We start from the raw sequence: 14,240 nt of genomic DNA, 5'->3' as shown, positions 1-14,240 counted from the left end.
ATGAACCCCTCCTAATTAAATAAAAATGAGAAACTGTAAACTAAACTTTGATCGTCAGGAATATCCGTTCCATACTGTCGATTTCCGTAAAGCTGATCTGCAGGAATACCGTATCTCCTTCGGACTTCCGGTCGGGATCGAGCGTGACGACGATATCGGTCAGCACATTGTTCAGCTCGAGGCGTTCCAGATAGGCCTTCACGGCGGAAATGAGTGCGGCCTGCCCGTCGGCGTTATTATCCAGCTTGCCTATGTAAGACTCGGCAGCCGCTTTGGGAATGTCGGTCGAGATCGCTTGACGCGCCCGGATGGCGCGGATCTTTCTTTTGCTTGTTACGAGACCCTGCTCCACTTTTACTTTCTCCCCGTCGTGCACAAGCACCAACGAGCCTTTTTGCAGCGCTGTATTGATTTCGCTATTCTTTAATCGCTTAATCACATCGTTTGCACGTACAGGCGTGTACGTAATCGATTTGTTGATTCCGGTTCCGGCAATCAAACCGGCAATATACGGAGCATACCTGCCCGAGCTGTATACGTTACCGCCAATATTGACACCGGAAATGAGATTAACTACATAATCATCCGCCAAATCAACGGTACGTTCATTGCCAGCTGCAGGATCGGCGTCATCTTCGGCGGAGCCGCCAAATACCGCCATGAAATGTTTGCCTTCGTCTTCCCGGTTGTCTTTGCACCATAACTGAGTCGCTTTCTGCTCTTCTTCGGAAATCTCATCCGGAAATACGAACACATTGAATTGCCGGGAACTGAATGCATCCCGAATCGCGGTATACGCCGCGGCGTTCCATTTACCGTCTTCTCCTTTAGGAACCGTATACACGAGCACCTCTTTAGCACCGCCTTGCAAGACGAGGCGAATCGGCTCTATCGCTGCTGCGCCGAACAATTCAATCGCTTCGGATTCTTTTTCAATCGTGTAGAATTTGCCCGCTTCGGCTCCCGCATATTGAAACAGCGGTAAACCTACCGTTCCGCGTGCGCCGCCTTTGATTTGCGCGGCAGCCGCCTCCACAAAATTAATATACAGACCCGGACGCACCGGTAAACTAATTGAATCCCATGTTCCACCCATGATTTCATGCCACCTTTCAAATAGTTGTCATGCGCGTTTCTACCTTGCCTATTTTTTCATAATTCTCGAAAGTAACGGACTCCCTGGCACGAACTAAAACCGTACCAATGCATCTCTGAAGACCGCCGTCCAGTTTTTCCGGGGCGTCGATGCTGACCGACTCCGCCCGTATAGGTCCCGAGGATACCCCTTTGCCATCCACGCCTTCGTTCATAATGCAGCGGCTTAGCAATTCCATGGTAAGGATCGCCGTTTCCGCATCCTCGGCATAGCAGACCATCGCATACTGCCGTTCGACCAGCGTATGGCTTCGTGTTTCGCTCCGTCGGGTCTCCTGTTTCACACTGACCGCAAATTCTCCCGCCGCTGGATGAGCCGGCTCTTGGAATCGGTGAACGGCAGCTTCGGGGTATTTAGCGGCGATCAGCTCTACAAACTTGCCTACTTCTTCGGCCAAAAACATATCATCCCGCTCCTTTCGGCCGTTGTTTCTAATACAACAACTTTCGTGCTACGCTTTGAAATTAATCCCCCGCCTTCCGCCTCATTGTTCAGCCGTTCAACTTGCTGGCCGCATTTCGGATTATAGGCCGGGCGTGAAACGACGAATAGGATGAACTTTCTTCACCTGGGGGTGAAGAAGGTTCATCCTACCTTTTTGTAATTTTCGCTGATATACTGGGTTTAATTGTAAACCTTTGTAAGATGCGGAGGGATTTATTTTCATGGAGCGAATTCGGGTCATGCTGGTGGAGGACGATTCCTTTTGGCGGGATCATATCAGTGGGGATTTAGCAGACGAGCCTGACATCCAAGTGGCCGGGGTTGCCGCAACCAAAGAGGAAGCCATTGAGCTGGCTTCGAAGCAGGATCTGGACGTAATTCTGATGGACATTAATCTAACCGGCAACAATTTGGACGGACTGGATGCCGCCGAGCAAATTTTGCATCAGGAACGAAACCGTTCCGTAAAGATTATCATGCTGACTTCCATCACCGAAGCCGAAGTCATTATGAAGTCCTTCCGGCTTGGCGCCATGAATTACATAAACAAATCAAGCTACCGGGATATTCTGAATGCAATCCGCGAGGCCAATAGCGGCCGGGCTTCCATTCATCCGGATGCCGCCAGAGCGATGAGAAGCGAAGTTCAACTGATGGAGCTGTCGCCTACTGAACGGGAAGTGTTTGAACTGCGCCGGAGCGGGATGAGCAAACGGGAAATTTCCGAACGCCTGCACAAATCGACCAATACGATCAAAACTCAGCTGCGCAGCATCAAAAACAAGCTCACCCATTTTAAGATGGATTAAGATAGATTAAGAAGGACTTAGAGGGTCCAATCTTCGGTGTTCCCGCGGTAATTTAAGGCTAGGCGCAGGAGACTCCGGTTTAAATTTGTATTTTGGAAAATGAAGCATAATCGTGGTTCCTTTGCCGGGTTCAGACTCTGCCACAGAAAGCCTGCCTCCGTGTTTGGACATCACGCTGCTGCAATAGGGAAGTCCGAGCCCGTAATTGAGCGCGTTTTTCTTGGTGGTAAAGAACGGTTCGAAGATTTTTGCCAGATGTTCCGGGGGGATGCCGACTCCATTATCTCTGACCTCGATCCTGAATTCCTTCCGGGTAGCCGAGGTATACAGCTCCACCGCTCCGCCGCCGGGCGGCATAGCATCGATAGCATTGCGGATCAGGTTCGAAAGAGTCTCCCTGATATGTACCGCATCACAGGTCAATAACCCCTCGACTCCATAGGCAACGGACAGGGTAACCGTACCATTCTCCGTAAGCGTTCCGCTGGAAGCTATAACGTCATCCAGCAGCTTTCGGACCTCATGCTCGTTCTCATCCAGCACCACATCCTCCGCTTTTTCCTTGATCCGGTTTACCATATGAAGCAGATGAGCTGTCAGCCCATGAACTTGACCGATCGTTTGAACAGCCTTTTCCGATTGCCCCGTCGAGAGCAAATTCCTGCTTTTCTCCGCCAGATAGTCTATTTTTTGAATTTCGTTCTTGATGGAATGATTCAGAATGGACACGCCCATCGTAAGGGTGCGGATGGAATAATCAATTCTTTCCCGCTCGATCCGCAGCTTGATGCCGAGAAATCCGTAACGGATCGTGAAGAATAAAACGACAGCGACCGTGCTGAGAATCACGATAAAATTTGCCTGCCACATCCCGTTGCTCCTCAGGTCGAATGACCACCACCCCAGTTTCAGATGATCGAAACCTACGTAATCTGACATAAACGCCCAGATCATCACCAGGGGAAACAACAGCGTTCTTCGTTGACTTCGCCTTCTTAATTCGTTTTTTTCACGGAAATAAGCCAGCAAATAAAAGAAACATCCAATTCCAACAAACAAACCGTCCCACCATCGGAACTGGCCGATATTAAAGACGTTCCAGGGACCAGCACGCAAGTGGGCTCCCAACAACAGAACCATTCCCATAAAAAGCAGCCCCGTCAAACCCCATTTCCAGCGGGAAGACATCTTGTCGTTAAGCCATAACCCGCCCATACTAAACACGTAAGGCAAAACAAAGAAGTAGATGTTCATTCCAACCACCGTTGATAAGTACAGAAGTCGGCTAAGAAACTGAGGCATCCATGCGGCATCCGCAAATACCGGCATAATGGACAAATGCATGCTGAACGCGTAACTGGCCGACCCCCCCAGCAGAATCGTTAACCCGATCCAAAGATTGGACCGGGTTCGGTGTAGTAAGATAAACAACCCCAAGGACCACAACGACAGGAACATTAGAATATAAATAATCCGCACTTTACTTACTCCTTTAAATCGCAGATTTAGCTTTAATTTCTAATTATTCCCTGTAACTTTCATGAATTCCTGCTTGGAATTAACAAAAATCTTATGGATTCAAGCGTTTGTTCCAGATAAGCTTTCTCCATACGAATTTCCTTTTATTGCACAGTATCCAGCGGCTTCAAGTGGGCTTCAATTTGTGCGCGCTTCGGCTCCAGGAAAGGCGGGAGCGCCAGTGACTCGCCGAGATGAGCGAGATCTTCATCCGTGGCAAAGCCAGGTCCGTCGGTCGCAACCTCGAACAGGATTCCGTTTGGCTCACGGAAATAAAGCGACCGGAAATAGAAGCGGTCCACGAATCCCGAATTCGGGAAACGGGCCCCGCGAATTTGGGTGATCCAGGCCCGCAGCTCCTCCTCGTCCTCCACACGGAATGCGACATGGTGCACCCCGCCCCGTCCCAATCGTTCAGGCGCAAGGTCGGTTCTTTCCTCCAGATGCACTTCAGCACCGGTACCTCCTTCGCCCGTCTCAAACACGATAATGTCGGGCTGGCCTTCCACGAATGAAGGATACTGCCCTTTCCGGCGGAAGCCCATCAGCTCCGTCAGTACCGAGATCGTCAGGTCAGGCTGGGCGACCGTCAATTGGACCGGCCCTAAGCCCAGGATGGCGAACTCCGCCGGAACCGGGCTCCGGTCCCAAGGCTTGCCGCCGGGTACACCGGTATTATTTTCATCCGATACGAGAACCAGACGCTGCCCTTCAAAATCCTTGAACGCCAGCGTCGCACGACCCGCCCGCTGCTTCACTTCCTCATGCTCGACTCCGAATTCATCCAGACGCCGGATCCAGTAATCCAGAGCCTGATCATTTGGCACGCGCAGCGAAAGCGCCGAGATGCTGTTATTCCCGTCGACATTCCGCCCTGCATTCGGAATTTCGAAGAAGGTCAATTCAGTTCCCGGATTGCCGACTTCATCCCCGTAAAACAAATGATAGACGGAGATATCATCCTGGTTGACCGTCTTTTTAATGAGTCGGAGGCCCAGCACTTTCGTGTAGAATTGAAAATTTTCCGATGCCGTCTTGGTTATGGCCGATACATGGTGAATGCCTTTGAATTCCATCTTCATAGTGAAATCACTCCTTTAATTTATTGGTTTCTTTGAATTTTCCGAAGCAGCCCCAGTAGCTGAAGCTTCTCCTCTTGGTTTAATCCGGCGAACTGCGAAGCCTGATACTGTTCCTGCAAAGGAACCGCTTCATGATAGAGTTCCCATCCAAGCTCGGTTAGCGACAGCCATTTTTTCTTCCATTCCTGCTCACGTGCGATCCATCCCAGCTCTTCCATCTTCGTCAACAGCTGAGTTATATTTCCTTTCGATACCAATAATTTGTCGGCAAGCTCCTGCTGGGTTAGCCGTTGATGGCTGCCAATCTGGACCAGCGCATCGAATTGGGCCACCGAAAGCTTCCATTGCTTAAGATGCTGGTTTGAGGCGCGAAGACTGCGGTTATAAATCCGCGAAAGGCGGAACCATACGAGCAAGCCCAATTTCTCTTCCCGCCTGGACATGGCTTTGTATCTTCGTTCTTCTTTTTCCATTTGCTCTCACCTCATTTGCTGTGATTGTTGTCAGTTTAGCACTAAACTGATAGAAAAGCAAACAGGCTGTCGAGAATTTCTTCCCAACAGCCCTTATGATCAATTCGATATCCAAGGCGTAAAATCCCCTGAGTTCCCGCGTTAGTTCTGGGTTAGCGTGCCCGCTTCGGTTCCGGAAGTGCCGGTTGCGACGACTTCCATTTGGGGCCAGAGCTGACGGCGGAACAAAACTCCCAGCAGTCCAAGCCCCACCATCACGACGCCGATGGACAAGAAGGCTGCGCCGACGGAAACCGCCCGGATCAACAAGCCTCCGGCCAGCGGTGCTGTCAGCATCACCAAGCTGTTCATCGTATTCTGAATACCGAACACGCGCCCGACGACATCCGGTGAGGTTTCTTTTTGCAAAATATAATTCTGGGTCAAAATATACGCTCCGTTGCCGACTCCGAGCAACAAACCGAAGCCCAACATCGTCGCGAGATGGGTTCCCGGAGGGCATAAGCCCAGCAGCGCCACACCGAGGCCGATCAATCCGCAGCCTCCCCCAAGTCCCCAGCCATAGTTGATCTTGCCCAGCCTGTTCAAAATAATAAGCGCGCCTACGGCCCCCGCTCCAATTGCGGCAACGACCTGGCCAGTCAATGCTTCATTGCGGGGCGAGATCGACTTGAACAGAGTCGGAAACTGATAATCGACCATCAAGATCGCCGCTAAACCGATAAAGCCGAAGATTATCGTATTCAACACCACTTTACGGTGCCAAAGAAATGTCCAGCCTTCTTTCCATTCGCTCCAGAAGCTTGGTTTGCGGATCCTTTCCTTGTCCGGGTTTCTATCCTGACCGGCCGTACTATGAGGCAGCCTCCATAATCCAAGCAGCAACAAGGCGGACAACAGTCTCGCTCCCATGTTAATCAGAATACAGGCCTGCGGGGACAGGACCGCGAGCGTTACCGCGCCAAGCAGAGGCCCGGCTACCTTTGATCCTTGGCCAACAAGGCCGTTATAAGATGTAGCCTGCAGCAGCAGATCTGCCGGAACGACCCGGCGGGTCAGCGCTTGTTGAGCCGGCACATGAAACACGCCGGCCATGGCCCGAAGCGCCAGCAGCGGCAGCAACCATGCAAAGTTCGGAGCGAACAGTACGCCTACTGTCAAGAGCACGGTCAACAGATCGCAGAACATCATCAGTTTGGCCTGCTGCACCCGGTCCGCCAGCGTGCCTGCAAAGGAGCTGAACAAGACGGACGGCAGCGCCATACAGACCGGAATGAGCGCAATCATAAACGGGTCGATTCCCCAGCGGTACACGACCAAGACCTGAATCGCGAGCGCGTCGAACCAGTCGCCGAACGAGGCAAGCGCGTAAGCGGAAAACATGCTCCGGTAGCTGCGGATCGACCACAGTCCGGAGCGCATTGCTGATGCCATTTCATTTCCTCCATCCTTCACACATCGGTTTCGTTTTCTTTCTTAGCAGATTAACCGATGAATGTCAGAGGATTATCAGATGAGAATATGAATCCCGAACGGACTTACTCCTTTTTGCCTGTTTCAACTGAAAGAGTATCCATAATACACTGTTCCATTGCGGGACGAAGCTCTAAAAGGTGGTATTCTTTCTCCGTCGCTTCAAACAAGGAGGCAAACTTATGCACTAATGGACTCTCCGGGTAACGGCGCCTCAAAAACAGATTGATCTGGTTAATCGCGGCCAGATAGAGCGGCATGTGCAATGACATGCTCAGCACTTCCAGCCCCTCATCCAGACACTGCTCCGCTTCCCGTTCCCGCCCTTCCGAGAGAAGCCTCAGTCCTTTAAATACGCCGAATCTGCCAATCTCCCTGATATAAGGCTCTTTCTCGAGCAGCCGTTCCAGCCTGGCCGCCGTCTGATCGGCTTCATTCCAGTTCCCGGCAACCAGATGAACGTACATTTCCATCAAAGCAACCGGCATAACGAAGCCCGTCAATCCGTCTTGCTCCACCACGCGGCGGGTTTGCTCAAAGCGTTCGACCGCCATCTCGGGCAGTCCGGCGTCGGCGTACACCTCGAGAATATTCAGGATTTCCATTTCCCTATGCTGTGTCGGGGGCATCAATCCTTGTTTCAATGCCCTCTCGCAGTAGCCGAGTACCCTGGTGGAATCGGGCGTTATCCCTGCTAGAATAAGGAGCAGTCCGTATAACCGTTCCCCCGGCTGAAGCTCGTTCGTCTCCACAAACCATTTGATGTCAGCTTGCAAAAACCGGATATATCTCCGGTAAAAAGCATCGATCTCAAATCCCAGAACCTCGTGCTGGGCAGCCAATGCCATGATCGATTTTCCCTGTCCAAGCAAATGATATTTCTCAAACAGACCGGTTACGGCGGACTGAATCTCCTCATCACGCATGGACGGATTATCCATGCCTTTAGGTTCGGCTATACTCAGGCTATATCCGTACCCCCGGATCGTATTGATCCGGACATGCCCCCAGCGATGGAGCTTTTTGCGGAGGCGGTAAATATGGTCGTCGATCGTCCGCTCTACCGGGTATTCCAGCACCCACACCCGGTCCAGCAATTGCTCGCGCGAAAACGCTTTGCCCCGGTGCTCATATAAAAACTGCAGCAAGGCGAATTCCTTGGCCAGCAGTTCCACGGACTCCGTCCCTTCGGTCACTGTATATCCCGCCGGATCAAAGATGAGTTTTGCCATGAGGATTCTTCCTTTCCAGATAAAAAACATGTTCCGTTGATGTCCATTTTAATACATAACACAGCTAATAATTATATGAATTTTGAGGTTCTGTTTGGTTACAAAAGAAAAAGACGCCCGCAGACGTCTCTATTTTCAATAAATCTTATTCATAGGCAGCTTGAACTTAATATCAGTTTCCGGATGACAAACCGCGAGCCTTGCCGGCTCTAAGGGAAAGTGCAAAACAAAGGAGCAGGACAATGGCAGCCGCCACGTATGGGAAGTTGATGTCAATATCAAACAGGAAGCCCGCGACGATCGGTCCGGCGATATTGCCAAGGCTGGTATAGGCCGAGTTCAGTCCGGCGACATATCCTTGCTGTTCGCCGGCCATTTTGGACAACTGTGTACCCACGGCCGGACGCAAAATATCGATCGACAAAAATAAAATGAAGGTCACTGCGACGATGAGCCAGTAACTGGACACAAACAGCGTAAGGACCACGAACAATCCGGACAAAAACAGGCAGACCGAGATCACGCGTTTCTCTCCGAAGCGGTTCAGAATCCAGCCGAATATCGTAACCTGTACCACAGCGCCTGAAATCGAGCCGAACGTAATGATAAAGGCGATATCTTTTGGCGTGAAGCCGAATTTATGATCCACAAACAGTCCGAACACCGTCTCGTAATTGGCTAATCCGAATGCCAGCACAAACACGATGATTAAATTGAAAAAGTAGCGTTCCCGGCCGGAATTCAACAATTGCGTAAGGAGGCTCTGCTTCTCTGCAGGATTCGAACGGGATTCCGCCCGCTGTTCCGCCGAAACGGATTCAGGCAGGATGAATAACGTGATTATTGCCGCTATCGCTCCAGCCACCGCTGCAGCATAGAACGGAACGCGAATGCCGAATTCCGCAATATAACCCCCGATCCCCGGGCCGATAATGAAGCCGGTCGTGATCGCGGCATTGATATATCCCATGCCCCTGGCTCTCTCCTCATTCGAGGTCACGTCCGCGGCATAAGCCATGACGGCCGGCATGATCAGTGCCGCACCAACCCCACCTAACATTCTCGCTGCAAACAGCAGCACCGGTGAACTGACGGCTCCGAACAACCACTCGGAAAGGGCGAAAACGACCATCCCGGCAACAATGATTTTTTTCCGGCCCAATGTGTCGGATAACCTGCCGGCAAAGGGGGAAAACAATAACTGGGTAAGGGAGAACGCCGCAACGAGCAGCCCCACCATACTTCCGCTGATATGGAGCTCGGTCATATAAGTAGGCATAATCGGAACTACGAGACCGATCCCTGTGAAAACGAGAAAGATATTTAACATGAGCAGGAGCATAGCTCCTCTGTTTCTTATTAAAAGCGACATTTCATTTTTCCTCCTGTATTGTGCATAAGGATCAGCCTGACGATAAATGGGAGGTTGATCAAAATATATAACCTTTATACTGAACGTTCGTTTTGTATTATGAAGCAATAGTACATGCAATGGTATTTTCATTTAAGCCGGCTAGCCATAACCCGCCTGCAATTTCAGCGATCCGCTATTCCATACAATAATACCTTCATAGCCTGCTTATACAGCTCAAGTATCTCTTCAGGAGATTTCTTCCTGGACATCTGGCTAAGACCTATCAATAGGCTCTCCAGAATAACGGCGTGTTCTTTAGCGCTTCCCTTTCTAAATTCGCCGTTATCGATGCCTTGCTGAATCAAACGTTGATTCCACTGGAGATGTCTGTCGACCAATTCGCCGACACGCTCTTCCACCTCGGTGGTCTTATCGCTGTTGAAAAACTCATCCGCGGCTTTGGTAAGCGGGTGATTCAGGTCATCATGCACGAGCAGTTCGGCAAACCCGTACAATTTTTCCGTCGTCGTTTTGTATAGCGGCTCTTTCTCCTGCCATTTTTCTTCCCACTCCCGGTCCCATTCGTCGATCAAGTAGAGAAAAAGGCCTTCTTTGCTTTTGAAATGATAATAAAGATTCCCCTTGCTGCTTCCCGTTGCTGCTACAATGTCTTCGATGGAAGTGGCCTTATATCCCTTTTGGGCAAACAGGATCCTTGCTGCTTCAACAACCCGCTTTTTAGTTTGTTCGCTTTGCAGCTGTTTTTTATTCACTCCGCTTCCACCCCATTCAAATAAAATTGGCAGCTCTTATTTATACTGAACATTCGTTCTGTATCTTATCAAAAACTAAAGCCGCATGCAAGTGCGGCTTTAGTTTAACAATAAGGAGAGTGTCGGTTTCAACGCTTAACACTCTCCGGAATTCCCTGCTTAACGCACGGGCTCCAAAGGAGCCACACGTCCATAAGAGACTTTGGCGATCTCGCATTTCGCGGCCCAACGTACCCCGTTAGTGATTACCTGAAGCACCTCAGGCTGATGGTACACCGGAAATGTTTCATGGCCCGGTCTGAAGTAGAAAATGTTGCCCAGTCCTCTTTTGTAGCAGCAACCGCTGCGGAAGACTTCGCCTCCCTCGAACCAGGAGATGAACACCAGTTCATCCGGAGCCGGAATTTCAAACCGTTCCCCGTACATCTCTTCCTTCGGAATTTCGATATATTCTCCAAGGCCCTTTGCGATCGGATGACCGGGCTCGATGACCCAGATTCTTTCCTTCTCGCCGTCATCGCGCCATTTCAACGCTCCGGTATTCGTGCCCATAAGGGCGCGGAAAATTTTCGATGCGTGCCCCGAGTGAAGGACGATGAGTCCCATGCCGTCCAGTACTCTTTGCCGTACCTTCTCAACGACCTCATCGCTGACATCCTCATGAGCCAAATGCCCCCACCAGAGCAATACGTCCGTCCGAGCCAGTACTTCATCGGTCAACCCGTGTTCCGGCTCATCCAGTACGGCCGTATGAACATCCAACCCTTCCTGGGTGCTCAGATGATTCGCAATCGCCATATGGATGCCTTCCGGATAAATGGCCTTGACCTGTTCATTATGTCTTTCGTGCCGGAATTCATTCCACACGGTAACGTTAATATTAGACATGATAAGAAACCTCCTGTTTGTTTGACAAATCCTGTGCCGCTCCTCACCACGTCGAGTTCGGAACCATTATACGAGAGCTGTTTTACTAAATCGGTTGCATACAACCCCAGTATAGATTGTGGTAGAATGGACGGGAATGGCGAAAAGATACTCTTTTTGTACAAAAACGACTTTTTCGAGATTCGCCCGGAGGGATAATGATGCTTGCTATTAACGTGGAACTGATGCCGAAAATCAAGCTGATGGGATTCGTTTCCTATAAACAGCCATGGATTCATTTCAAAAGAACGACGCATGAATGCATTCTCTACTTCATCAAAAGCGGCGAACTCCATCTCCGGGAAAACGGTATCGACTATATCCTCAAAAAAGGGGATTTCCTCGTTCTGGAGCCGAATGTGGAACATGAAGGAACGAAGAGGCATGTTTGCGATTACTATTACATTCACTTCGAACACCCCGATTTGAAATCGGTAGAGGTGAAGGACATGCTTACCCTAGCTAGGCACCTCATACTCGAGGAAGGGACACAGCAGGCCAGGCAGGATCATCCGATCTGCTATTTTCCCAAACATTATACTTTGTCAAAAAAAGACCGTCCTCTCTCCTTTACCGCCATGAATGAGATGCTTCAACTCTACAGACGGAAATACTTCAATCGCGGATTAACCGCCCTGAAGTTTACCGAATGGCTGATCGAGGTGTCACGGGAGCATTTTATCGATGTCCTCCAAGGCTATGAAGGGAGAAGTTCCAAATCTTCTATTAAAGTTCATGCCTTGCTTGACTATATTCACGAACACTATGCCGGCAAAATCACCAGCACAGACATTGAGCAGGAATTCGACTGCAATTACGACTATATCAACCGCATTTTCACCAAGCTAACCGGCCAAAGCATCATGCGTTATGTCAACCGCGTACGGATCGACCATGCGAAAGAACTGATCGAGGCCACCCATCTCAGCTTTAGCCAAATTGGTTATTTGACCGGACTGGAAGACCCTTATTATTTCAGCAAGCTATTCAAGAAATACGAAGGCCTCTCTCCCAGCCAATATTACAAAAACGTGCGGGAGCAGGGAAGTGACAAGGATTAAACGGTAAGGTGTTATTCAACGCCGGAGTACAATTGGCGGTATCGACCTTCTGACATGATCAGTTCTTCATGAGTACCACGATCCGTCACTGTTCCGTTGTCCATCACAAGGATTTGATCCGCATTGCGGATCGTAAATAAGCGATGAGCAATGGCGATAACGGTTCGTTTCGACTTCAGACGTTCCATGGCCTCCTGTACTAACCGTTCAGACTCGTTATCCAGAGAGGCGGTCGCTTCATCCATCAGTAAAATCGGAGCATCGCGCAGCAGCGCCCGGGCAATGGAAATGCGTTGTCTCTGTCCGACAGATAACCGGGAGCCCCCTTCTCCGACTTCCGTATCGAATCCATCCGGCATCTGCCTGATAAAATCTATCGCGTTTGCATCCGTTGCCGCCCGAATCAATTCTTCCTCTGTCGCATCCGCTTTACCGTCTGCGATATTGTCACGGATCGTTCCGGAGTACAAAAAATTCTCCTGCGGTATTAATGAAAAGAAACTCCGTAACCGGTTCAAGTTTATTGCCTGAATCTCCTCTCCATTGATCATTATTTTGCCCTCCTGCGGTTGCGACAATCCAAGCAACAGGTTGAACAGCGTCGATTTTCCGCTCCCGCTCGGACCTACAATGGCCGTTGTCTTTCCTGCCTCTACATCTATCGATATCTCCTTCAAAATGGGCTGATCCGGGTCATACCCGAAAGATATTTCCCGAAGCTCGAGACTTTGAAAATCCGATTGTGTGCCGGTCTGTTCAGGAATAGCAGGATACTCCTCCTTTTCATCGAGCACTTTAAAAATCCGGTCAGCCGCGCCAATGGCTTGCTGAAGCTCTCCCCAGAGCGCGGCTATCCCCGTGAATGGCCAGGTGAGATGATTCATCAACTGAATGAACGCAATCAGCCCGCCAATCGCCATCATACCTTGGGACACAAAATATCCTCCGACAATAAAAGTGATAATAAAGGCCAATATTCCGATTGCTGTGGCTGCCCCATTAACCGTAGCTTGAATTCGCCCGCCGCGAATTTCAGTTTCGCTTACTTCGTTACTCTTCATTTGAAGGCGTTGAAACAGCTTTTTTTCCAAGCCAAATGATTTGAAGACCATACTGGAACCGAGAGTTTCCTGGATCTGCGAGGTCATGCCGGCAATCCGGTGCTGCAGCTCATTGGAATTTTTACGAAGCATATTGCCGAAGAGCCCGCCAATGATCAGTGTCACTGGCCCGATAAAGATACAAATAAGCGCCAACTTCCAGTTAATCGTCAAAAGATAAATAAAAGAGAGGAGTGCCATCAGGGGATTGCGGATGAGTGAGATTAAGGTATCGCTGCAAGCCTGGCCAATTGCCTGATTATCACTGGTTAGGCGGGTAAGCAATTCCCCGGAATGATGACTTTGATAAAATTCTCCAGGGAGACAAAGCAGCTTCTTCAGCGTTCCAAGCCGAATATCATTCCTGATGGAGGAGGAGACTCGTGTCTTGTAATAGGTATCTGCATAACCGTTAATTACTGTCAGCACAAGAATTAAAACTCCCGTCCCGATTAGAGACGGCCAAGCTGAGGAATCTGCTTCCACAGCAGCATTGGTAATCCGGTTTAAATACCAAGCGATGCTTAAATCAAGCGTTACGCCGGCGATCATCGTGATTAACAGAATCAGGTAGACGGATTTATACGGCCTCGTGTACCCCAACAAACGCCGAAATGTGCTTTTTGATTCCAATTGCATTCTTCCTTTCATAAAAGTTTAGGTAAGGTATATGGATCGGAATGGCTTGAATAACATCCAGCAAACATCTATAAAACATCCCTAAACCATCCAAGCGCCATCCGATTGGAATCCATACTACCATAATCCCCCAGGACACGCAACTCCTCTTGATGGGGAATGGTGTTGACAGAGTGAAAAGAATTCATGCATATTAAAG

General features: G+C 49.8%; 13 protein-coding genes. 2 read left to right on the top strand and 11 right to left on the bottom strand.

The features are described from left to right. Positions 1-40: 40 nt before the first annotated feature. Both KJS57_RS17400 and KJS57_RS17395 read right to left on the bottom strand, forming a co-directional pair. Positions 41-1,096 (bottom strand): phage tail sheath subtilisin-like domain-containing protein, encoded by a 1,056-nt coding sequence (locus KJS57_RS17400; protein WP_213655782.1) that lies wholly within the window; start codon positions 1,094-1,096, stop codon positions 41-43. Between the two features lie 16 nt (positions 1,097-1,112). Beyond that, a complete protein-coding gene (locus KJS57_RS17395) occupies positions 1,113-1,559 on the bottom strand; it encodes a hypothetical protein (RefSeq protein WP_213655781.1) in 447 nt (148 codons plus the stop codon). A 262-nt stretch (positions 1,560-1,821) separates the two neighbouring features. Between KJS57_RS17395 and KJS57_RS17390 the strand changes: the two genes are divergently transcribed. After that, positions 1,822-2,409 (top strand): response regulator transcription factor, encoded by a 588-nt coding sequence (locus tag KJS57_RS17390; RefSeq protein ID WP_211024207.1) that lies wholly within the window; start codon positions 1,822-1,824, stop codon positions 2,407-2,409. Between the two features lie 6 nt (positions 2,410-2,415). Here KJS57_RS17390 and KJS57_RS17385 read toward each other — a convergent pair whose 3' ends face one another. The 8 genes from KJS57_RS17385 to KJS57_RS17350 all read right to left on the bottom strand — a co-directional run bounded on the left by KJS57_RS17385 (position 2,416) and on the right by KJS57_RS17350 (position 11,202). Beyond that, entirely contained in the window at positions 2,416-3,888 is a 1,473-nt protein-coding gene (locus KJS57_RS17385; protein WP_213655780.1) for a sensor histidine kinase, read from the bottom strand. A 143-nt stretch (positions 3,889-4,031) separates the two neighbouring features. Further along, positions 4,032-5,003 (bottom strand): ring-cleaving dioxygenase, encoded by a 972-nt coding sequence (locus tag KJS57_RS17380; protein WP_213655867.1) that lies wholly within the window; start codon positions 5,001-5,003, stop codon positions 4,032-4,034. Positions 5,004-5,029: 26 nt separating this feature from the next. Then, positions 5,030-5,452, bottom strand: a complete 423-nt coding sequence (locus KJS57_RS17375; RefSeq protein WP_244861614.1) for a MarR family winged helix-turn-helix transcriptional regulator — start codon at positions 5,450-5,452, stop codon at positions 5,030-5,032. Positions 5,453-5,623: 171 nt separating this feature from the next. After that, positions 5,624-6,916: an MFS transporter gene (locus tag KJS57_RS17370; RefSeq protein ID WP_213655778.1), complete on the bottom strand. Its 1,293-nt coding sequence runs from the start codon at positions 6,914-6,916 to the stop codon at positions 5,624-5,626. Positions 6,917-7,020: 104 nt separating this feature from the next. Continuing rightward, on the bottom strand, positions 7,021-8,187 hold the full coding sequence (locus KJS57_RS17365) for a winged helix-turn-helix domain-containing protein (RefSeq protein ID WP_213655777.1): 1,167 nt from the start codon (positions 8,185-8,187) through the stop codon (positions 7,021-7,023). A 172-nt stretch (positions 8,188-8,359) separates the two neighbouring features. Further along, a complete protein-coding gene (locus tag KJS57_RS17360; protein ID WP_373316833.1) occupies positions 8,360-9,691 on the bottom strand; it encodes an MFS transporter in 1,332 nt (443 codons plus the stop codon). A 32-nt stretch (positions 9,692-9,723) separates the two neighbouring features. Continuing rightward, complete coding sequence (locus KJS57_RS17355) at positions 9,724-10,314, bottom strand: TetR/AcrR family transcriptional regulator (protein ID WP_213655775.1); 591 nt, start codon at positions 10,312-10,314, stop codon at positions 9,724-9,726. Between the two features lie 159 nt (positions 10,315-10,473). Then, a complete protein-coding gene (locus KJS57_RS17350; RefSeq protein ID WP_213655774.1) occupies positions 10,474-11,202 on the bottom strand; it encodes a ThuA domain-containing protein in 729 nt (242 codons plus the stop codon). 200 nt (positions 11,203-11,402) lie between these two features. Here KJS57_RS17350 and KJS57_RS17345 point away from each other — a divergent pair, with 200 nt between their 5' ends. Continuing rightward, complete coding sequence (locus tag KJS57_RS17345; protein ID WP_213655773.1) at positions 11,403-12,302, top strand: AraC family transcriptional regulator; 900 nt, start codon at positions 11,403-11,405, stop codon at positions 12,300-12,302. Between the two features lie 11 nt (positions 12,303-12,313). Here KJS57_RS17345 and KJS57_RS17340 read toward each other — a convergent pair whose 3' ends face one another. Further along, positions 12,314-14,035, bottom strand: a complete 1,722-nt coding sequence (locus KJS57_RS17340; RefSeq protein WP_213655772.1) for an ABC transporter ATP-binding protein — start codon at positions 14,033-14,035, stop codon at positions 12,314-12,316. Positions 14,036-14,240 lie beyond the last annotated feature (205 nt).

It is taken from the genome of Paenibacillus vini, from assembly GCF_018403325.1.
In the GTDB taxonomy this organism is placed as follows: Bacteria; Bacillota; Bacilli; order Paenibacillales; family Paenibacillaceae; genus Fontibacillus; species Fontibacillus vini.
Note: the sequence above shows the minus strand (reverse complement) of the source record. Positions and strands in the feature narration are given on the sequence as shown.

Bases quoted from the DNA above. Each gene is read 5' to 3' on its own strand.
- KJS57_RS17400 (WP_213655782.1), bottom strand. From the start codon at position 1,096: ATGGGTGGAACATGGGATTCAATTAGTTTACCGGTGCGTCCGGGTCTG.
- KJS57_RS17395 (WP_213655781.1), bottom strand. From the start codon at position 1,559: ATGTTTTTGGCCGAAGAAGTAGGCAAGTTTGTAGAGCTGATCGCCGCT.
- KJS57_RS17390 (WP_211024207.1), top strand. From the start codon at position 1,822: ATGGAGCGAATTCGGGTCATGCTGGTGGAGGACGATTCCTTTTGGCGG.
- KJS57_RS17380 (WP_213655867.1), bottom strand. From the start codon at position 5,003: ATGGAATTCAAAGGCATTCACCATGTATCGGCCATAACCAAGACGGCA.
- KJS57_RS17375 (WP_244861614.1), bottom strand. From the start codon at position 5,452: ATGTCCAGGCGGGAAGAGAAATTGGGCTTGCTCGTATGGTTCCGCCTT.
- KJS57_RS17370 (WP_213655778.1), bottom strand. From the start codon at position 6,916: ATGGCATCAGCAATGCGCTCCGGACTGTGGTCGATCCGCAGCTACCGG.
- KJS57_RS17365 (WP_213655777.1), bottom strand. From the start codon at position 8,187: ATGGCAAAACTCATCTTTGATCCGGCGGGATATACAGTGACCGAAGGG.
- KJS57_RS17360 (WP_373316833.1), bottom strand. From the start codon at position 9,691: ATGAAAATACCATTGCATGTACTATTGCTTCATAATACAAAACGAACG.
- KJS57_RS17350 (WP_213655774.1), bottom strand. From the start codon at position 11,202: ATGTCTAATATTAACGTTACCGTGTGGAATGAATTCCGGCACGAAAGA.
- KJS57_RS17345 (WP_213655773.1), top strand. From the start codon at position 11,403: ATGCTTGCTATTAACGTGGAACTGATGCCGAAAATCAAGCTGATGGGA.